Origin of the sequence: Bosea vaviloviae, from assembly GCF_001741865.1 — a bacterium.
GTDB lineage: Bacteria > Pseudomonadota > Alphaproteobacteria > Rhizobiales > Beijerinckiaceae > Allobosea > Allobosea vaviloviae.
In genome coordinates this window covers 1,596,023-1,613,596 of record NZ_CP017147.1, presented here as the reverse complement: position 1 = coordinate 1,613,596, position 17,574 = coordinate 1,596,023, and the positions used below count along the sequence as shown (strand labels likewise).

The 17,574-nt window shown below is 65.8% G+C and carries 16 protein-coding genes; 13 read left to right on the top strand and 3 right to left on the bottom strand.

Annotated features, from left to right (window positions below):
* Positions 1 to 43: 43 nt before the first annotated feature.
* Positions 44 to 868, top strand: coding sequence for an MBL fold metallo-hydrolase (locus tag BHK69_RS07555; protein WP_069689560.1), 825 nt, complete (start codon positions 44 to 46; stop codon positions 866 to 868).
* Here BHK69_RS07555 and BHK69_RS07550 read toward each other — a convergent pair.
* A complete protein-coding gene (locus BHK69_RS07550; RefSeq protein ID WP_069689559.1) occupies positions 852 to 1,097 on the bottom strand; it encodes a hypothetical protein in 246 nt (81 codons plus the stop codon). The genes BHK69_RS07555 and BHK69_RS07550 overlap by 17 nt on opposite strands.
* A 348-nt stretch (positions 1,098 to 1,445) precedes the next feature.
* On the opposite strand from BHK69_RS07550, the gene BHK69_RS07545 reads away from it, so the two are divergent.
* The 10 genes from BHK69_RS07545 (at position 1,446) to BHK69_RS07500 (ending at position 12,283) form a co-directional block, all read left to right on the top strand.
* The gene (locus BHK69_RS07545) at positions 1,446 to 2,648 is read left to right on the top strand and encodes an ABC transporter substrate-binding protein (RefSeq protein ID WP_069693457.1); all 1,203 of its coding nucleotides are present in this window, start codon (positions 1,446 to 1,448) and stop codon (positions 2,646 to 2,648) included.
* An 80-nt stretch (positions 2,649 to 2,728) separates the two neighbouring features.
* Positions 2,729 to 3,628, top strand: coding sequence for a branched-chain amino acid ABC transporter permease (locus BHK69_RS07540; protein WP_069689558.1), 900 nt, complete (start codon positions 2,729 to 2,731; stop codon positions 3,626 to 3,628).
* 7 nt (positions 3,629 to 3,635) lie between these two features.
* The gene (locus BHK69_RS07535; protein ID WP_069689557.1) at positions 3,636 to 5,627 is read left to right on the top strand and encodes a branched-chain amino acid ABC transporter ATP-binding protein/permease; all 1,992 of its coding nucleotides are present in this window, start codon (positions 3,636 to 3,638) and stop codon (positions 5,625 to 5,627) included.
* A gap of 12 nt (positions 5,628 to 5,639) precedes the next feature.
* On the top strand, positions 5,640 to 6,362 hold the full coding sequence (locus BHK69_RS07530) for an ABC transporter ATP-binding protein (RefSeq protein ID WP_069689556.1): 723 nt from the start codon (positions 5,640 to 5,642) through the stop codon (positions 6,360 to 6,362).
* A gap of 161 nt (positions 6,363 to 6,523) precedes the next feature.
* Positions 6,524 to 7,633: an ABC transporter ATP-binding protein gene (locus BHK69_RS07525; protein WP_069689555.1), complete on the top strand. Its 1,110-nt coding sequence runs from the start codon at positions 6,524 to 6,526 to the stop codon at positions 7,631 to 7,633.
* Positions 7,634 to 7,664: 31 nt separating this feature from the next.
* A complete protein-coding gene (locus BHK69_RS07520) occupies positions 7,665 to 8,693 on the top strand; it encodes an extracellular solute-binding protein (RefSeq protein WP_069689554.1) in 1,029 nt (342 codons plus the stop codon).
* 11 nt (positions 8,694 to 8,704) lie between these two features.
* On the top strand, positions 8,705 to 9,562 hold the full coding sequence (locus BHK69_RS07515; protein WP_069689553.1) for an ABC transporter permease: 858 nt from the start codon (positions 8,705 to 8,707) through the stop codon (positions 9,560 to 9,562).
* 10 nt (positions 9,563 to 9,572) lie between these two features.
* Complete coding sequence (locus tag BHK69_RS07510) at positions 9,573 to 10,391, top strand: ABC transporter permease (RefSeq protein WP_069689552.1); 819 nt, start codon at positions 9,573 to 9,575, stop codon at positions 10,389 to 10,391.
* A 16-nt stretch (positions 10,392 to 10,407) separates the two neighbouring features.
* Positions 10,408 to 11,316: a polysaccharide deacetylase family protein gene (locus BHK69_RS07505; protein ID WP_069689551.1), complete on the top strand. Its 909-nt coding sequence runs from the start codon at positions 10,408 to 10,410 to the stop codon at positions 11,314 to 11,316.
* 118 nt (positions 11,317 to 11,434) lie between these two features.
* Positions 11,435 to 12,283 carry an NHL repeat-containing protein gene (locus BHK69_RS07500; RefSeq protein ID WP_069689550.1) on the top strand — a complete coding sequence of 283 codons (849 nt, stop codon included), beginning with the start codon at positions 11,435 to 11,437 and terminating at the stop codon, positions 12,281 to 12,283.
* 68 nt (positions 12,284 to 12,351) lie between these two features.
* On the opposite strand, the gene BHK69_RS07495 is transcribed toward BHK69_RS07500, so the two are convergent.
* Together BHK69_RS07495 and BHK69_RS07490 are read right to left on the bottom strand one after the other, a co-directional pair.
* A complete protein-coding gene (locus BHK69_RS07495) occupies positions 12,352 to 13,263 on the bottom strand; it encodes a polysaccharide deacetylase family protein (protein ID WP_069689549.1) in 912 nt (303 codons plus the stop codon).
* A gap of 97 nt (positions 13,264 to 13,360) precedes the next feature.
* Positions 13,361 to 14,689 carry an NAD(P)/FAD-dependent oxidoreductase gene (locus BHK69_RS07490; RefSeq protein ID WP_069689548.1) on the bottom strand — a complete coding sequence of 443 codons (1,329 nt, stop codon included), beginning with the start codon at positions 14,687 to 14,689 and terminating at the stop codon, positions 13,361 to 13,363.
* 330 nt (positions 14,690 to 15,019) lie between these two features.
* Here BHK69_RS07490 and BHK69_RS07485 point away from each other — a divergent pair, with 330 nt between their 5' ends.
* Together BHK69_RS07485 and BHK69_RS07480 are read left to right on the top strand one after the other, a co-directional pair.
* Positions 15,020 to 15,871 carry a VOC family protein gene (locus BHK69_RS07485; RefSeq protein WP_069689547.1) on the top strand — a complete coding sequence of 284 codons (852 nt, stop codon included), beginning with the start codon at positions 15,020 to 15,022 and terminating at the stop codon, positions 15,869 to 15,871.
* A 95-nt stretch (positions 15,872 to 15,966) separates the two neighbouring features.
* Positions 15,967 to 17,571, top strand: a complete 1,605-nt coding sequence (locus BHK69_RS07480; RefSeq protein ID WP_069689546.1) for an ABC transporter substrate-binding protein — start codon at positions 15,967 to 15,969, stop codon at positions 17,569 to 17,571.
* The last annotated feature ends 3 nt before the right edge of the window (positions 17,572 to 17,574 follow it).

The following is a 17,574-nucleotide window of genomic DNA, read 5'->3' as shown; positions in this document are numbered from 1 at the left end:
CGATCGTCGCCGCCCGCAGGCGATTGTCTGAAAGGGACCGGCATTGGCATTCCTGAGCGAGAGCGAGCCCGCGCGCGGCGTTCCCCTGGCCGTCGTTCCCGGCATTTCCCGCATCGTCGCCAGGAATCCGAGCCTGATGACCTATCACGGCACGAACACCTATCTGATCGAGACCGGCGACGGCTTCATGGTTCTCGATCCCGGCCCCGATGATGTCGGCCATCTCGACGACATCCTGAAGGCGACGGGCGGCGCCGTCTCCGCGATCCTGCTCAGCCACACCCATTCCGACCATCTCGGCGCGACGGCGGCGCTGAAGGCCCGCACCGGCGCCAAGACCTATGCGTTTCATCTCAGCGCCGACGACGCCTTCATACCCGACATTCTCCTGCGGGACGGCGACAGCGCGGCGGGCATGCTCGCCATCCACACCCCGGGGCATGCCAGCGACCATCTCTGCTTCGCCTATCGAGACGGAATCCTGTTCAGCGCCGACCATGTGATGTCCTGGTCGAGCAGCATCGTCTCCCCGCCCGGCGGCGACATGGCCGACTATGTCAGGAGCCTGCGCCTGATGATGGCCCGCGACGACCGGCTCTATCTGCCGGGACATGGGCCGCCTTTGCCCGATCCCAGGCCCTATGTGCAGGAATTGCTCGACCGCCGGCTCAAGCGCGAGAATGAGATCGCGGCGGCTCTCGCCGCCGGCCCGCTGGGCACCCTGGATCTGGTCGACCGGCTCTATTCCAAGACCGACCCCTGGCTGCGGCTCGCGGCCGAGCGCAATGTCGTGGCCCATCTCCTCAAGCTGAAATCCGAAAGACGCGTCGAGGACAAAGGAGATTTGTGGGCTACCCCGGAGGCTTGAGCGCCTCTACCGCGAGCGCATCGACGGACGCTCCAAGACCGGCGCGGAAACCGATCTCGCCCGCAAGGCCGATGCGATCGAGCGCGAACTGCGCCTCGCCGGCCTGCGGGCCGAGCGCGACGAAATCTACCGCGTCGCCCGGGCGCGCGGCACCTCGGACGAGATCGCCAGGAAGCTGGTCAGGGAAATCGACCTGCTGGAAGCGCGTTTCTCCCGGCTTGAGCGTCAACCGCCTGCAAGACGCATCGCGAGGCTTCGCACCTGATCGTCAAGTGAGGGGGAGAATTGCCTCATTCGCGGGCAACCTCCGTCCATCAGGGAAAGCGCCGCCACCCCGATAAGACTAAAGGTTGATACTCCGGAGCGGCGCGCCCCATATTCTCGGTTGCCCACGCAACCAGTCCGCCCTAACTCTTTGAAGACTTGGCATGTCCTGCCAGCTGCGGGAACGCGCCCTTGACTGTCGTCGAGGGTACGCTGCGCAGCGCAGGCCACCGACAGACCGTTTAGAATAACAATAAAAAGCATCAATTCCGAGCAAATCGGAAGAATGAACCATGCAATAGGGATGGAAACCATGACGATGAAGAAATGGCTCGCCGCCGCAGCTTTCAGCGCTGCCATGACTGGGGCGGCCTATGCCCAGCAGACCGTCAAGATCGGCATCAGCGGCCCCTATACTGGCGGCTCGGCCGCCATGGGCGTCAGCATGCGCGATGGCGTGAAACTCGCCGCGCAGGAGATCAACAAGGCCGGCGGCGTGCTCGGCAAACCGATCCAACTGATCGAACGCGACGACGAGGCCAAGAACGAGCTCGGCGTCCAGATCGCGCAGGAATTGATCAACAAGGAGCAGGTGGTCGCGACCGTCGGCTTCATCAACACCGGCGTCTCGCTCGCCTCGCAGCGCTTCTACCAGGAAGCCGAGATTCCCGTGATGAACAACGTGTCGACCGGCACGCTGGTCACACAGCAGTTCAAGGCGCCCGAGCACAAGGCGAACTACGTCTTCCGCAACGCCGCCAACGACACCATCCAGAGCTCGATGATCGCGGAAGCCGTCAAGAAGAACGGTTACACCAAGGTCGCGATCATCGCGGACTCGACCAATTACGGCCAACTCGGCCGCGCCGACCTCGAAAAGGCGCTCGCCGAACGCGGCCTGAAGCCAGTCGCCGTCGAGAAGTTCAATATCGGCGACACCGACATGACGGCGCAGGCGCTGCGCGCCAAGGATGCCGGCGCCGATGTGGTGCTGACCTATGCGATCGGCCCCGAGCTGGCGCAGACGGTCAACGCCGTCGTCAAGCTCGGCTGGAAGGTGCCGGTCCTGGGCTCCTGGACGCTGTCGATGGCGAGCTTCATCGATGCCGCCGGCGCCAATGGCGAGGGCGTGATGATGCCGCAGACCTTCATCCAGCTGCCCTCGACGCCCAAGCGCAAGAGCTTCATCGAGGCCTATCAGGCCGCCTACAAGGTCGACCGCATCCCCTCCCCGGTCTCGGCCGCGCAGGGCTACGACTCGATGTACCTGCTGGCCGCCGCGATCAACCAGGCCAAGTCGACCGACGGCCGCAAGGTCCGCGAAGCGCTGGAGAACCTGACCACCAAGGTCGAAGGCGTCGTCACCACCTATGACAAGCCCTTCAGCGCCACCGACCATGAGGCGATCACGGCCAACATCCCCGTGCTCGGTATCGTCAAGGGCGGCCGCGTCGTGCCGGCCAACCCGGCCGATCTCGAAGGCGCGGGCGCGCTGCGGGTCAAGCCGAAGTCCTGAGCGACGGTCTTAGCTAGGAATAAACCCTCCCCGCCAGGCGGGGAGGGTTCTTCATTATCGGTCGGAGTGTCGGTCCCTCCATGCAGAACTTCTTCCAGATCCTCGTCTCCGGCATTTCCGTCGGCATGATCTACGGCGTCATCGCCTTCGGCTACCAGCTCACCTTCGCCACCTCCAAGACGCTGAATTTCGGCCAGGGCGAGGCGCTGACATTGGGCGCGCTCGTCGGCCTGACCTGCGTGAATGTCCTGATCGGACTGCATCTGGGCACGCTCGCGGCCTATCTCATCGCCCTGCCCTTCGTCTTCGCCTTCGGCCTCGCCCAGGGCGCGGTCGTCGAGCGGCTCGGCGTCAGGCAAGCCATGAAGACCAAATCCGAGGCCGGCTGGATCATGGCAACGATCGCGCTCGGCATCATCTTCAAGAACATGGCCGAGAACATCTGGGGCAAGGACCCGCTGAAATTCCCCTCGCCCTTGAGCGAGGATCCGCTGACGATCGCGGGCGTCAATATCCGCCCGATGGAGATCGCGATCGTGCTCGGCGCGCTCGCGATGATGCTCGCCGTCGAGGCCTTCAACCGCCGCTCGATCTACGGCAAGGCGGTGGTGGCGACCTCCAACGACCGCGATGCAGCCGGCTTGATGGGCATCAATACGCCGCTCGTCATCACCTTCTCCTATGCGCTGTCCTCGCTCGCGGCGGCGCTGGCCGGCGTGCTGATCGCGCCGATCACATTGACCGGCGCCAATATGGGCGCGGCGCTGGGCCTGAAGGCCTTCGCGGTCGCGATCATCGGCGGGTTGTCGAGCGGGCTCGGCGTCGTCGTCGGCGGCCTGATCCTCGGCATCACGGAAAGCATGACCGGCTTCTATTTCGACACCGGCTACAAGGATGTTCCCGGGCTGATCCTGCTGCTGCTCGTCCTGTCGCTGAAGCCCGCCGGGCTTTTCGGCAAGACCGCGATCAAGAAGGTCTGAGCCCGCCATGAAGACGCTTCTCTTCATCGCCGGCGTCGTCGCGCTGTTCGCGCTGCCCTTCGTCGTCACCTCGTCCTACTACCTGCCCTTGATCACCACGATCGTGATCTATTCGATCCTGGTGCTCGGGCTCGACATCGTCTTCGGCTACACCGGCGAGGTCTCGATCGGCCATGCCGCGCTCTTCGGCGTCGGGGCCTATACGGCGGGCCTTTTGTCCATGCATTTCGGCCTGGGCTTCTGGTGGGCGCTGCCGGCCGGCATCGTCATCACGGCCCTGTTCGGAGCGCTGCTCGCTTTGCCGGCGCTGAAGGTGACCGGGCCCTATCTCGCCATGGTGACGCTCGCCTTCGGAACGATCGTCGTCACCCTGATCAACGAAATGACCGATCTCGGCCCCTGGTTCAATCATCTCAACCTGACCAATGGCCCGCTCGGCATCGAATTGCGCACGCCGCTCTTCATCGATCTGCGCGACTATATCGACCTCTCGCTGAAGCGCTTGAGGGAGGTCGAGTACTACTACATCTCGGCCATCGCGCTGGTGCTGACGGTGGTGGTGATCAACCGCATCATCGCCTCCCGCTATGGTCGGGCTTTCGAGGCGCTGCGCGATTCACCCATCGCCTCGGACTGCATGGGTGTCAGCGTCTACAAGCACAAGGTCCTGGCCTTCGTCATCAGCGCCGGCTTCGCCGGGCTGGCTGGCGCGCTCTATGCCTATTTCCGGCAATATATCGCGCCGGAAGCCTTCAACTTCGCCACCTCGATCGAGTTCCTGCTCGCCGTCGCCATGGGCGGGCGCAAATCCAGGATGGGGCCGATCATCGGCTCGGCCATCGTCGTCTTCCTGCCCAATATCCTGGCCGATCTCGAATTGTTCCGGATCACCGCCGGGCTGATCGCGCTCGGCGCCATCGTGGGCGGCTTCTCGGCCTGGCGCAACGATCCGAGCCAGGCGCGCAGCATCGGTATCGCAGTTGTGCTCTGCATCCTGTTCTTCGTGTTCTCGCTCTTCCTCGAGCGCATCGTCGACTACAAGCTCACCATCTACGGGCTGATGATCCTGTTCGTGGTGTATTACCTGCCCGACGGCATCATGGGCTTCGTCCGGCAGCTGCTCACGCGCCTGTCATTGCGGCGCGGCGGCAGGGCGCTGGTGGCCAGGGAAACCGGCAATGAGGCGCGGGTCTGGGGCGCCACCGCGACCAGCACGCCGCCTGGAGGCGTCCTGCTCGACGCGCGGGCCGTGCTGATGCAGTTCGGCGGCCTGAAGGCGCTGAACGCCATCGACATGGCGGTGAAGCCTGGCACCATCCACGGGCTGATCGGCCCCAACGGCTCCGGCAAGAGCACGATGATGAACGTGCTCACCGGCATCTACACGCCGACCGGCGGCGAGATCCTCTTCGAAGGCAAGAGCCTGGTCGGCCGGAACTCGCCCGAGATCGCGAAGCAGGGCATCGCCCGCACCTTCCAGAACGTCCAGCTCTTCGGCGAGCTGACCTGCCTGGAGAATGTCATGGTCGGCCTGCACCACACCTATCGCAGCGGCCTCTTTGCCGTCGCCCTGGGATTGCCGCAGGCCCGCAAGGAGGAGAGCGCCGCGCGCGAACGCGCCGCCAGCATCCTGCAATTCGTCGGGCTCGACGCCCTGGCGAATGAGGAGGCGCGCAACCTGCCCTATGGCAAGATGCGGCTGCTCGAGATCGGCCGCGCGCTGGCGCTCGACCCCAAGCTCCTGCTGCTCGACGAGCCGGCCGCCGGCCTGACCGCGCCCGACATCAAGGAGCTCATCGAGATCATCCGCAAGATCAAGGCGCATGGCATCACCGTCGTCCTGATCGAGCATCACATGGATGTGGTGATGAGCATTTCCGACACGGTGACCGTGCTCGATTTCGGCCAGAAGATCGCCGAGGGCGTGCCCGCCCAGGTCCAGGCCGACCCGCGCGTGATCGAGGCCTATCTCGGCGGCAGCGCCGCCACGGCCCATTGAGGGGACGAGACCATGCTCCAGGTCCAAAATCTCGTCGCCGGCTATGGCAAGGTGCAGGTGCTGCACCAGCTCTCGATCTCCGTGCCCAAGGGCCAGCTCGTCACGCTGATCGGCTCCAACGGCGCCGGCAAGACCACGACGCTGCGGGCGATCTCCGGCATGATCAAGCCCGATGCCGGCGAGATCCTGCTGGCCGGCCGCAACATCGCCGGCATGGCCTCGCATGAGATCACCAGGCTCGGCATGGCCCACTCGCCCGAAGGCCGGCGGGTCTTCCCCGCCTTGAGCGTCGACGACAATCTCCAGCTCGGCGCCTTTCCGCGCCTGACCGGCGCGCGGCCCAAGGGCGATGTCGAGCAGGACCGCGAGCGCATGTTCGAGCTCTTTCCGCGCCTGAAGGAACGCCGCACCCAGCTCGCCGGCACGCTCTCGGGCGGCGAGCAGCAGATGCTGGCGATGGCGCGAGCCTTGATGCTGGGGCCAGAGGTCCTGCTGCTCGACGAACCCTCGATGGGGCTCGCGCCGCGCCTCGTCGAGGAGGTCTTCGCCACGATCGCGCGGCTGAAGGCAGCCAAGATCACCATGCTGCTGGTCGAGCAATTCGCCGCTGCCGCGCTGGATGTCGCCGATTACGGCTATGTGCTGGAAAACGGCCGCCTGGCCAGCTCCGGCGAAGCCGCCAGCCTGAAGAACGACCCGGCAGTGCGTGCAGCCTATCTCGGCGGCAGCCATTAGGAGCGGCATACGGGTTGGTGGCGGGGTCCGCGAGCCTGCAATGCGCCGCGCCGGGTTCGCGGAAATCGGCAATCCGCTCATCGACTTGCCACTCATCGACTTGGCATGCCGGTTGCTAGCCTTCCGGAGACCTGCTGCGTCGCTTGAGGTTTCCGCGTTCGATGCTTGCGCCTGCCCCATCCGGAGCGGTCATCGCCCAGCCCCTGACGCTGGACGGCATCACGCATAGCTATGGCGCGGGCCTGGCCGTCGACAATGTCACGCTGGAGGTGAAGGGCGGCGAGCTCGTCGCTCTGCTCGGGCCGTCGGGCTGCGGCAAGACCACCTTGCTGCGGATCGTCGCCGGCTTCATCGAACAGAGCAACGGCAAGGTCATCATCGGCCATCGCTCGATCGATACGCTGCCGCCGAACCGCCGCGAGATCGGCATCGTCTTCCAGAACTATGCGCTGTTCCCGCATATGACCGTGGCGCAGAACATCGCCTATGGGCTCGCCGCGCGCGGCGAGAGCCGTGAGATCCAGCGTGAGCGCGTGCGCGAAATGCTGGCGACGGTGCAGATGTCCGCCTTCGCCGAGCGCAAGCCGCGCCAGCTCTCGGGCGGCCAGCAGCAGCGCGTGGCGCTGGCGCGCGCGCTCGCGATGCGGCCGCGCATCCTCCTGCTCGACGAGCCCTTCGCCGCGCTCGACAAGAACCTGCGGCTCGACATGCAAATCGAGATCAAGCGCTTGCAGCGGCAATTCGCACTGACCGCGATCATGGTCACGCATGACCAGGACGAGGCGATGGCGATCGCCGACCGCATCGCAGTGATGAATGCCGGCCGGATCGAACAGCTCGGCACTCCGGTCGAGATCTACGACCAGCCGGCGAGCCTGTTCGTCAACAGCTTCATCGGCTCCAGCAATCTCCTGCCCGGCACGATCTCGAGCAAGGTCGAGGGCGGCTATGCGGTCGCGCTCGGCAATGGCGCTGCCTGGCAAGTGATGTCGCCGGCGCGGTTCTCGGCAGGGCAGCCGGTCATCGTCTCGGTCCGGCCCGAACAGATGCTGCTGGCGGACGAGGCCACCCCTGCGCGCTTTCCCGTCGCGCTCAAGCTCAGCCTGCCGATTGGCGGCGAGATGATCCATGACGTGACGGCTGTTGACGGCGCCTCGCTCAAGATCGCGATGCCGCGCCGCCCGGGCATGGTCGCGAGCACGACTGCCAGCGCCTTCTGCGGGCTTGGCGAGCATGCCCGGCCTGTCCTGTTTCCCGCCTCGCCCTCCTGAAACGCCAACCCCGAACGCGGAGACCAAGCGCATGACCGTCACCACACGTCGCGAGTTTCTGGCCGGGGCCGCCGCGCTCGGCTTCGCCTCCGCCTGGCCCTTCCGCGCCAGCGCCGCCGGCAGCCTCACCGCCGCGATCTATCCCGGCACCTGGGAGGAGGCCTATCGCGGCGTGCTGGCCCCGGCCTTGAAGAAGAGCGCCGATATCGACGTCGCCTTCGACTCGCTCTTCGCAGTCGACCAGGTCGCCAAGGTGCGCGCCGCGCGCGGCGTGCCACCCTTCGACTGCTTCGTGCTCGACCCCGGCCCGGCGGCCTCGGCAATGCAGGCCGGGTTGTTCGAGCCGATCGACGCCAGCAAGCTCACCAATGCCGCCAAGGTCCCAGCCGGGCTGATCACCTCGCATGCGGTGACCTGCAACGCCCAGGTCGTCGGCATCGCCTACAACCCGAAGAAGTTCGCGACGCCGCCGAAAAGCTGGGCCGACCTGTTCAAGAGCCCTTACGTCGAGCGCCTCGGCCTGACCGGCTTCCAGACCACATTCGGCACGGTCTCGATCATCGAGATGGCCAAGGTCTTCGGCGGCTCCGAGACCAATGTCGAACCGGTCTTCGCCGAGTTGAAGAAGGCGGTCGAGAAGGCCGCGGCCGTCGCGGCGCCCGCCGCAATGCCCGGCCTGTTCCAGCAGGGCCAGATCGACGTGATGTACACCAACACCAACACGGTCGCGATCCTCAAGGGGCGCGGCGTCAGCATCGAATTCGTCAAGCCCGAGACCGGCGCGATCACCTTCCAGACCACGCTGCATATCGTGAAGGGCGCCGACAACGTCGCCAACGCCTATAAATACATGGACATGGCGATCTCGGCCGAGGTCCAGGGCGCGCTGCAGAAGCAGCCCTACAACATGATCCCGATCAACAAGGACGTGAAGCTGGTCGAGACGCTCGACATCAAGTCGGTGGATGAGCTGACCAAGATGGTCACGCATGACTGGACCAAGATCAACCCGCAGCGCGCCGCCTGGATCGAACGCTTCAACAAGGAGATCACCAAGTAGGGGCGCCGGCCATGGCTGGAGCGGCAGTGGCAGGCGGCACAGAAGGCAAGGTCGATTGGCGCCTCGCGGCGCCACTCGGCCTGACCTATCTCGCCTTCTTCGCCGCGCCCTTCGCGATCCTGCTCGGCATCAGCTTCTATGCCGATGCCGAGCAGACGCGGCTGGGCCTCGACAGCTGGACCAAGTTCTATGGCGACGCCTTCTATCTGAAGGTGATCGTCGACACGCTGAAGCTCGGCGTCTTCGCGGTCACCGCGACGACCTTGCTCGCCTATCCGCTGGCGCTGCTGTTCCGGGCTGTGGGGCCGCGCGCGCAGCGCGTCCTGATCTTCATCATCCTGATGCCGCTCCTGACCTCGGTCGTGATCCGCACCTTCGCCTGGATCGTGATCCTGGCGCGGGAGGGCGTGGTCAACCAGACCCTGCTGGCTCTGGGCGTCACGGCTGCTCCGCTCAACCTGCTGCAGACCGAGCTCGGCCTCGTGATCGCTCTGACGCAGATCGAGATGCCCTTGATGCTGCTGCCCCTGCTCACCGTGATGAACCAGATGGACCAGAACCTGGTCGACGCCTCGCGCGCGCTCGGCGCCTCGAAATGGCGGACCTTCTTTCGCGTCATCCTGCCGCTGACCCTGCCGGGCTGGATCGCCGGCGCGACTTTGGTCTTCGCCTCGGCAACGACAGCCTTCATCTCGCAATCGGTGATCGGCGGAGCGCGGCTCGTCTACCTGCCGGCATTGATCTGGCAGCAATCCATGGTGGTCTATAACTGGCCCTTCGCCGCTGTCGCCTCGCTGACGCTGCTGTTCACGGTTCTCGCCGGCATCATGGCGCTGGGCTGGCTCGGCCGCTTCGCCAGGACGGGTTGAGGGCAAGGCGATGCAGCGCTCGACCTTCAGCGACGTCACCTATGCATGGGCCATCGGCCTGCTCGCCGGCTTAGGCGTCCTGATCCTGATCGGGCCGGTGCTGATCGTGATCGCGACCTCCTTCACCACCTCGCAGACGCTGCGCTTCCCGCCGCCCGAGCTCTCGCTGCGCTGGTATCGCGATCTGTTCGATCCCGTGCGCTCGGCGCAGATCCACAGCGCCGCGCTGAACAGCGTCTGGGTGGCGGGAACAGCGACCATCATCGGGGCGGTGATGTCGGTGCTGGCGGCCTTGGCGATCACGCGGGTCGCGCGGCCCTCGGCGCGCATCCTGGAGGCGAGCTTCCTCTCGCCATTGATCCTGCCGACGCTGTCCTATGGGCTGGCTGCCTTGATGTTCTTCTCGGTCATCGGCATCAGGCCCTCGCTCAACCTCCTGATCGCCGGCCATCTCGTGGTGATCGCGCCCTTCATCTTCCGGACCACGCTGGCGAGCCTGACGCAGCTTGACCCCGCCTTGCTGGAAGCCTCAGCCAATCTCGGCGCCAGCCGGTTCTTCGGCTTCCGTCGCATCACCTTGCCGCTGATCGCGCCCGGCATAGCGGCCGGCTGCTTCCTCGCCTTCATCTCCTCGATGGACAACGTGCCGGTCTCGCTCTTCCTGTCGAACGCGCGCACCGGCATGCTGCCGATCCGGATGTGGGGCATGATGGAATCGACGCTGGACGTGCGCATCGCCGCGATCGCCGGCGTCCTGATCCTGGCGACGCTGATCCTGATGATCGTGATGGACCGCTTGACCGGGCTGACGAAGCGCATCAGCGGATGACGAGTGGAGACTGGCCTTGACCTATGACCGCGACCTGATCGGCTACGGTGCCAACCCTCCCGACCCGAAATGGCCGGGCGGCGCGCGCATCGCCATCAATTTCGTGATGAATTACGAGGAGGGCTCGGAGCCCTCGATGCAGGACGGCGAGGGCTATACCGAGACCGCGCTGACTGAATCGAGCAGCCTCAGCATGGCGGTGAAGGGGCGCGATCTCGCCGGCGAGGGCATGTTCGCCTATGGCAGCCGCGTCGGCTTCTGGCGCTTGATGCGGCTCTTCCAGGAGCGCGGCCTGCCGATGACCGTGTTCGGCTGCGCGCTCGCGATCGAGCGCAACCCGGAGGCCGCAGCCGCGATCAGGGCCTCGGGCTTCGACGTCTGCTGCCATGGCTGGCGCTGGATCAAGCATTACGAACTCAGCGAGGAGGAGGAGCGCGAGCATATCGCCAAGGCGATCGCCTCGCTCGAAGCCACGGTCGGCGAGCGCCCGCTCGGCTGGTATTGCCGCTATGGGCCGAGCGTGAACACGCGCAGGCTCGTGGTCGAGGACGGGGGTTTCCTCTACGATTCCGACGCCTATGACGACGAATTGCCCTATTGGAAGGTCGTCGGCAGCAAGCCACATCTCGTCGTGCCCTATTCGCTCGCCAATAATGACGGTAAGTTCGGCTCGGGCTACTTCGCGACCGCGTCCGACTATTTCGACTGGCACAAGGACGCTTTCGACATGCTCTATGCCGAGGGCAAGACGCAGCCCAAGATGATGTCGGTGGGCCTGCATATGCGCCTGATCGGCCATCCGGCCCGGGCAGCGGGGCTCGCGCGCTTCCTCGACTATGTCCAGGGCCATGAAGACGTCTGGGTCACCGGCCGTCTCGACATTGCCAAGCATTGGGTGAAGACGCATCCTTTCCAAGGCGCGTGAAGTATGCGTCATGCTCGGGCTTGACCCGAGCATCTCCTGCCGGAGATTCCCGGCTCTCCGCTGCGCTCCGGCCGGGAATGACGCCAGGGCGCAACCGCATCACGACAGGAACGTCGCCTTGCCCACCCCTGATCTGATCGTCGCGCTCGGCGACACGCACTACCGCGTCGAACGGCCCTTCGGCTCCTGGCCGCAGAACACCGGCTTCGTCACCGATGTCACGGTCGATTCCCGAGGCCATGTCTTCGTGATGCTGCGGCACGACCCGCTGGTGCACCCCAATGATCCCCGCGTGATCGAGCTGGCACCCGACGGGACCTATCTCGGTGGCTGGGGCGGCGATCTGATCGCGGATTCCCATATGCTGACGGCGGATGCCGCCGGGCGCATCCTCTGCGTCGATCGCGATATGCACGAGATCATCATCTGCTCGGCCAAGGGCGAGCGGATCAGCGGGTTGGGCCAACGCGGCCAGCCGCTCGCGCCCTTCAACCACCCCACCGACATCCATGTCTCGGCCTGGGGCGAGATCTATGTCGCGGACGGCTATGCGGCGAGCCGGGTGCATCGCTTCTCGGCCTATGGCGTTCATATCCAGAGCTGGGGCGAGCATGGCGACGGTGACGGGCAGTTCGGCTGGCCGCACGCGATCTGGACGCATACTGACGGTCGCGTTCTGGTCGTCGACCGTACGCATGACCGCGTCCAGATCTTCGACCGTAACGGCAACCATCTCGGGAACTGGACCCATTTCCGCGACCCCGTCGCGATCTGGGGCGACGAGGACGGCAATAGCTATGTGACCGATACCCAGCCGACCCTTCAGAAAATCGGCCCCAGGGGCGAGAAGCTCGGCCGCTGCCGCCCGTTCCTGAACGGCGCGCATGGCATCTTCGGCACACCCGAGGGCGATATCCTGCTCGCCGAGAGCAGCCCCAGCCGGCTCACCCGGCTGCGGCGGCTTTGACGAAACGATCCAATCGGATCGGAAACTGCTCTTGAACGGGATAGCGCGGAGAATCCGGCTTCCCGTGATCAGCGTGGCAGCGGGGGCACCGCCGCGCTGAAGGCGTGGGCGATCTCCGCGCGGGTCGCGATCCAGATTGTCTCGCGCCGTCCGGCCAGCAGGCGCAGAATGTCGCGGAAGGCGGCGAAGCGCGCCGGACGCCCGACGATGCGCAAGTGGAAGCCGATGTTCAGCAGCCGCGGCAGGCCACGCGCCGCCTCATCTTCCAGAACGCCGAGCGCATCCTCGACATAGTCGACCATCTCGCGGGCGCGGACGAAGCCGTTGGGGTGGAAGAACTTCATGTCGTTGCTGTCGAGCGCATAAGGCACGACCAGCAGCGGGCCGCTCGCCGGCGAGCGATCCCAGTAAGGCAAATCGTCGTCGAAGCCGTTCGAGGTGTAGAGGAAGCCGCGCTGCGCCAGCAATTCGCGCGTCCACGGGCTTTCGCCGCCCCTGCAGAAGAAGCCCAGCGGCCGCTGCCCGGTCGCGGATATGATCGCCTCGACGCAGCGCTCGATATCGGCGGCTTCGCGTTCGGGATCGTCGTAATCGGCATGCGGCCGCCAGCGCCAGCCATGGACGGCCGGCTCATGGCCGCGCGCGACGATTGTCTTCGCCAGCTCTGGCAGGCGCTCGACCGCGCGGCCGCAGAACAGGAAGGTCGATCGGATCGCGCTTTCGTCGAGCGCAGCGAGCATGCGCCAGAGCCCGGCGCGCGTGCCGTAGCCGAAGATCTGCTCCTGCCCCTGGTCACGCTTGCCGGGCGGCACGACGCTGATCACCTCGCCCATGGTTTCCGAGCGCGGATCGCCGTCACCGACCTGGAGTTCGGCGCCTTCCTCGAAATTGACCACGACGGAGACAGCCAATCGCGCACCGTTGGGCCAGGTGAAATCGGGCCAGACGCCGCCATAGCCAAGAAGATCGCGTTCGCTCATGACCCCGAGCCTAGCGGTGACTGGCACCGCGGCCAATCATGAGCCGTGCGCTTTCGCCAGCGGTCATGATTGCGCGGCAATGGCTCGGACCTCGGGCTCAGATCTCGGCCGCATCCAGCCGCCGATAGAGCGGCAGTGCGAGCGGTGCGATCCGGCGCACGAGACTGCGGAAGGGCTGGGATTTTGGCTCCGACAGCGGCAGGCCTAGCGTCTCGATCGCCACGCCTTGCGTCGCCCGGGCGAGCTCGCGCCCAAGCGAGATCGACAGCGCCACCGCCCGGCCATTGCAGCCGACCCAGCCGAAGCCGTCCGGCCCCAGGCGATGGATGCGCGGAAAACCCGGCACCTGCGGCGTCAACAGATTATCCGGCGTCATGCCGACATAGCCCGACCAGACATAGTCGAACTCGACATCGCCGAGCTGCGGCCAGAGGCGCTTCAGGCGCTCCGCCACAGCCGGACGCAGATTGGCGCCGCCTGCTCCGGGGAAGACCGCGGCGCCACCGGTGACCAGGCGATTGTGGGCGTCCCAACGCGCGAAATAGAGCTCGCGATGAGTGTCCGACATCGCTTGCCGGCCTGGGATGACGGTCTTGGCGATGGTGTCGCTGAGCGGCTTCGTCGCCATCTGCCAGGACAGGACGGGGATGACCTCATTGGCGATCTCGGGCGCGAGGTCTGACTCGAACTCGCCGGTATAGGCATTGGTCGCCAGCACCAGCGCGCGCGCCGTGACGGAGCCCCGCGCGGTCTTCACGCGCCAGCGGCCGTTCTCATGCGCCATCGCGATCGCGGGCGAGCGGGCATGGATGACCGCGCCGAGCTTGAGCGCAACCTCGGCGAGGCCACGGGTGAGTGCGAGCGGGTTGATATGGCCGCCGGTCGGGTTCCAGAAGCCGCCGAACCAGGCCTGCGAGCCCAGCATCTCGGCAGTCGCGGCGCGATCCAGAAGCGCGACCGGCGCTCCGATCGCAGACCACTCCCTGACCCGTTTCTCGGCGAGCTTGAACCGGCCCGGCGAATGCACCGGCTGGACCCAGCCGGCCTGCTCGGCCTCGGCGGGGATATCGTATTTGCCGATGAGGTCGAACAGATACTGGGCGCTGTCGCGCAGCACCGCGTTGAAGCGTTCGCCCGCCGCGCCATGACGCTTGACCATGGCGGAAGGATCATGGCCGGCGAGCGTCGGGATGACCTGGCCATTATTGCGCCCCGAAGCGCCCCAGCCGGGCTCGGCAGCTTCCAGCACCACGACGCCAACCCCGCTCTCGCGCAGATGGATCGCGGTCGAGAGGCCGGTGAAGCCCGCTCCGATCACCACGACATCAGTGGTGACATCCCCGTCCAGCGCGGCGAGGACCGGGCCGGGCTGGGCGGTTGCGGCCCAAAGCGAGGGCGGCCAGATGACGGAAGAGGAGGCTGTCATGGGGTGGGTCTCGTCAGGCGAAGACGAAGGCGCAGCGTGGTGCGCTTTCGCAGGAAGAGCGCCATCCTCGCCTCGCTTTGTCCCTGCCGCAAGTCGACGCCTTCCCCCCAAGGCGACCAGGACGAGATGTACTTGCTATAAATCAGCTTGAAAAGAGAATTAACTCATCGTTCTTTTGCGTTTTCTCTCCTTCTGTTGAAAGTTTCATCTTCGAAACGCTATGTGTGCGGCGCAGCGCGATCTGCCGGAAACGCTTTGGCGCGCCGGTTGCGCGGCCGGGCCTGTTCGGCTGAACTCGGCGCCTGCTGGCTTTGGATTCAAGGAGGCGTCATGCCACTCAAGCATGTTCTCGGTATCGACCACGTCATGGTTACGGTGCGCGATCTCGATGCGTCGGCCGCCGCCTGGAAGCGGCTGGGGTTCACGGTCTCGCCGCGCGGCACGCATTCGCCGCATCTCGGCTCCGGCAACTACACGATCATGTTCGGCGAGGATTATATCGAGCTGCTCGGCATTCTCACCGAGACCGAGCACAACAAGCCGATGCGGGATTTCCTCAAGACCCGCGAGGGTGTGGAGCGCGTCGCCTTCACGACCGACGATGCCGCCGCCGGCGTCGCCGAATTGCAGGCGCGCGGTATCGCCGCAGACGGACCGGTGCATTTCGGCCGACCGGTCGAATTGCCCGGCGGACGCGTCGGCGAGGCCAAATTCAACGTCTTTCGCTGGCCGCTGGACGAGAATCCGGGCGGCCTGCGGATTTTCGCGTGCCAGCACCTGACGCGCGAGACGGTCTGGGTGCCGGAGTGGCAGAGCCACGCCAATGGCGCGACCCGCATCCGGCGGGTTGAAGTTCTCACCGCCGACCCCAAGGCGGCAGCCGCGCATCTGAGCCGGCTGATCGACGAACCGGCCTCCGAAGTCGAGGGCGGCTGGCAGGTGCCCTCCGGCGGCAAACGCGCCGATGTGCTCTTCTCCGAAGCTGCCGCATTCGCCCGGCGCTACCCGCAAGCGGCGCGCACTGGGACCCCGCCCGAGGGGCTGGCTTCGGTCGTGCTGGAAAGCGCCGATGTCGAACTTACAAAGGCTGCGCTCGGCGCAGAGGCGCTCGCCCATGACGGCGCCGTCAGCGTGCCGGCGAGCGCCGCCAACGGCATCGTCGTGAGTTTCGTACCACAATAGAGCGCGCCTTATTTTTGGGCGGCGCCGTTGTTGACGGGCGCCGCGATGGCTCGCATCGTTTCCCTTACGTGATCGCAGGACCAAGGATTTCCGTCATGGACATGACCCGCCGCGCCGCGCTTTTGACCAGCGCCGCCATTGCCGCGAATGTGCTGAACCCGATGCGCTCCTTCGCGCAGGCGACGCCGCGGAAAGGCGGAGTCTTCACGGTGCATTACGGCGCGGAGCAGCGCCAGTTGAACCCGAGCCTGCAGGCCTCGACCGGCGTCTACATCATCGGCGGCAAGATCCAGGAGCAGCTGGTCGACCTCGACGCGGCCGGCCAGCCGGTCGGCGTTCTGGCCGAGAGCTGGGAGGCCGCGCCCGACGGCAAGACCATCACCTTCAAGCTGCGCAAGGGCGTCAGCTGGCATGACGGCAAGCCCTTCACCTCGGCGGATGTGCAGTTCACCGCCATGGAGATGTGGAAGAAGATCCTGAACTACGGCACGACGCTGCAGCTCTTCCTCACCGCCGTCGACACGCCCGACCCGCTGACCGCCGTGTTCCGCTATGAGCGGCCGATGCCGCTGGCCCTGCTGCTGCGGGCGCTGCCCGATCTCGGCTACATCTCGCCGCGCCATCTCTATGAGGGCAAGGGCGACATCCGGCAGAACCCGGTCAATCTCGCGCCGGTCGGAACCGGCCCGTTCAAATTCGTGACCTATGAGCGCGGCCAGCATGTCATCGCCGACCGCAACGCCGATTACTGGCGGCAAAACGCGCCCTATCTCGACCGCATCGTCTGGCGCGTCGTCACCGATCGCGCCGCAGCGGCCGCCCAGATGGAAGCCGGCCAGATCCATTACAGCCCGTTCTCGGGCCTGACGATCTCGGACTCCGCCCGCCTCGCCAAGGATCCGCGCTTCATCGTCTCGACCAAGGGCAATGAAGGCAATGCCCGCACCAACACGGTGGAGTTCAACATCCGCCGCAAGGAGCTCGCCGATATCCGCGTCCGCCAGGCGATCGCGCATGCGCTCGACATCCCCTTCTTCATCGAGAATTTTCTGGGCGATTTCGCCAAGCGCGGCACCGGGCCGGTGCCCTCGGTCTCAACCGATTTCTACCCGGCCGATAACGGCCCGCAGTACCCGTTCGACAAGAAGCTCTCAGCCAAGCTCCTCGACGAGGCCGGCTTCAAGGCCGGCGCTGGCGGCACGCGCTTCTCGCTGCGGCTGTTGCCCGCGCCCTGGGGCGAGGACATCTCGCTCTTCGCCACCTTCATCCAGCAGTCGCTCTCCGAGGTCGGTATCAAAATCGAGGTCGTACGCACCGATGGCGGCGGCTTCCTGAAGCAGGTCTATGACGACCACGCCTTCGACCTCGCCACCGGCTGGCACCAATACCGCAACGACCCGGCCGTCTCGACGACGGTGTGGTATCGCTCCGGCCAGCCAAAGGGTGCGCCCTGGACCAACCAATGGGGCTGGACCGACCCGACCATCGACAAGATCATCGACGATGCCGCCACCGAGGTCGATGTCGCCAAGCGCAAGGCGCTCTATGGCGATTTCGTGCGCCGGGCCAACACGGAACTCCCGATCTGGACGCCGATCGAGCAGATCTTCCTGACCGTGATCAACGCCAAGGCCCGCAACCACTCCAACACGCCGCGCTGGGGCTCCAGCTCATGGCACGATTTGTGGTTGGCGGAGTGAGCG

Coding starts and splice junctions, on each gene's coding strand:
- BHK69_RS07545 (WP_069693457.1), top strand. CDS start 1,446: ATGACGATGAAGAAATGGCTCGCCGCCGCAGCTTTCAGCGCTGCCATG.
- BHK69_RS07540 (WP_069689558.1), top strand. CDS start 2,729: ATGCAGAACTTCTTCCAGATCCTCGTCTCCGGCATTTCCGTCGGCATG.
- BHK69_RS07535 (WP_069689557.1), top strand. CDS start 3,636: ATGAAGACGCTTCTCTTCATCGCCGGCGTCGTCGCGCTGTTCGCGCTG.
- BHK69_RS07530 (WP_069689556.1), top strand. CDS start 5,640: ATGCTCCAGGTCCAAAATCTCGTCGCCGGCTATGGCAAGGTGCAGGTG.
- BHK69_RS07525 (WP_069689555.1), top strand. CDS start 6,524: ATGCTTGCGCCTGCCCCATCCGGAGCGGTCATCGCCCAGCCCCTGACG.
- BHK69_RS07520 (WP_069689554.1), top strand. CDS start 7,665: ATGACCGTCACCACACGTCGCGAGTTTCTGGCCGGGGCCGCCGCGCTC.
- BHK69_RS07515 (WP_069689553.1), top strand. CDS start 8,705: ATGGCTGGAGCGGCAGTGGCAGGCGGCACAGAAGGCAAGGTCGATTGG.
- BHK69_RS07510 (WP_069689552.1), top strand. CDS start 9,573: ATGCAGCGCTCGACCTTCAGCGACGTCACCTATGCATGGGCCATCGGC.
- BHK69_RS07495 (WP_069689549.1), bottom strand. CDS start 13,263: ATGAGCGAACGCGATCTTCTTGGCTATGGCGGCGTCTGGCCCGATTTC.
- BHK69_RS07490 (WP_069689548.1), bottom strand. CDS start 14,689: ATGACAGCCTCCTCTTCCGTCATCTGGCCGCCCTCGCTTTGGGCCGCA.
- BHK69_RS07485 (WP_069689547.1), top strand. CDS start 15,020: ATGCCACTCAAGCATGTTCTCGGTATCGACCACGTCATGGTTACGGTG.
- BHK69_RS07480 (WP_069689546.1), top strand. CDS start 15,967: ATGGACATGACCCGCCGCGCCGCGCTTTTGACCAGCGCCGCCATTGCC.